The sequence below is a fragment of the uncultured Lutibacter sp. genome, from assembly GCF_947493565.1.
In the GTDB taxonomy this organism is placed as follows: Bacteria; Bacteroidota; Bacteroidia; order Flavobacteriales; family Flavobacteriaceae; genus Lutibacter; species Lutibacter aestuarii.
The window spans coordinates 1-1,141 of record NZ_CANLRG010000020.1; the positions used below are offsets into that span (position 1 = coordinate 1).

General features: G+C 30.1%; 2 protein-coding genes. Both read left to right on the plus strand.

Annotated features, from left to right (window positions below; translation table 11 throughout):
* Positions 1-387 (plus strand): helix-turn-helix domain-containing protein (locus Q0714_RS14145; RefSeq protein ID WP_298266197.1); only part of this gene is annotated, 387 nt, incomplete at its 5' end.
* A gap of 14 nt (positions 388-401) precedes the next feature.
* On the plus strand, positions 402-1,141 hold a 740-nt coding region (locus Q0714_RS14150), incomplete at its 3' end, for an IS3 family transposase (protein WP_298266198.1).

Genomic DNA, 1,141 nt, shown 5'->3' on the forward strand with positions numbered 1-1,141 from the left:
AAAGAACAAAAAGTACCCTGTCGAAAAAAATCCTATGAGAAAATAGGTTTCGATTTAAAATTACTCATTATTGACCAAATCCAAAATGGACGTATTTCAATAAATTATGCTGCTAAAAAATACAATGTTTCTAGATCTTCTATTGACTATTGGTTAAAAAAATATAGTACTTTAGAGCAAAAGAAATTAGGAATGAGTAAAAAAGACGAAATTAAAAAATTGAAAGAAAGAATTGAAGAACTAGAGTTTGTAAAAGACTTTCAGCAAGATATAATTGCGGATATGGAACTAATTACTGGTGTGGATTTATCAAAAAAGTCATTGCCCAAAACATTAGCCGACGAGATTCAAAAAAAGAAACAAAACCGTTTAAAAGAAAATGGTTAATCGAGTGTTTTGGGATTAGCAAACAAGCCTTCTATAAGCGCTTAAAATCTCATCAAAATAAAATAAGTCAGGAACAGATATTACTTGAGTTAGTACAAGATTGTCGTAAACAAATTGGACTTAGAACTGGAGGTATTAAACTGTATCATTTACTTAAAAATCAAATGGAACAGCATCAAATACAGATGGGAAGAGATAAGTTTTATCGTTTTTTAAAACATTACAACTTACTGGTTCCTAAAACTAAACGTCATTTTATAACCACAAATTCTAAACATCAATTTTATAAATATAAAAATCTAGTTAAAGACAAAGCACCTACAAGAGCTGAACAGCTTTGGGTAAGCGACATAACCTATATTAAAACTCAAAAAGGACATAGTTACTTGGCCTTGGTAACCGATGCGTATTCTAAGCAAATTATGGGCTACAAAATAGCTTCACATATGAAAGTATCATTATGTACAGATGCGCTTAAAATGGCTATTAAAAATCGTAAATACCCACATCAAAAACTAATTCATCACTCGGATAGAGGTATTCAATACTGTAATCCAGCTTATACTGAGTTTGTGGAACAAAACGGTCTATCACTTAGTATGACAGAACAATACGATCCTTATGAAAATGCTGTTGCCGAAAGAATAAACAGAACTTTAAAATATGAATATGGTTTGAAACAACAAATAAAAAATACTAACTTAGCTAAAAAGATTGTAAAACGTGCTGTGAATATTTATAACAATCTTAGACC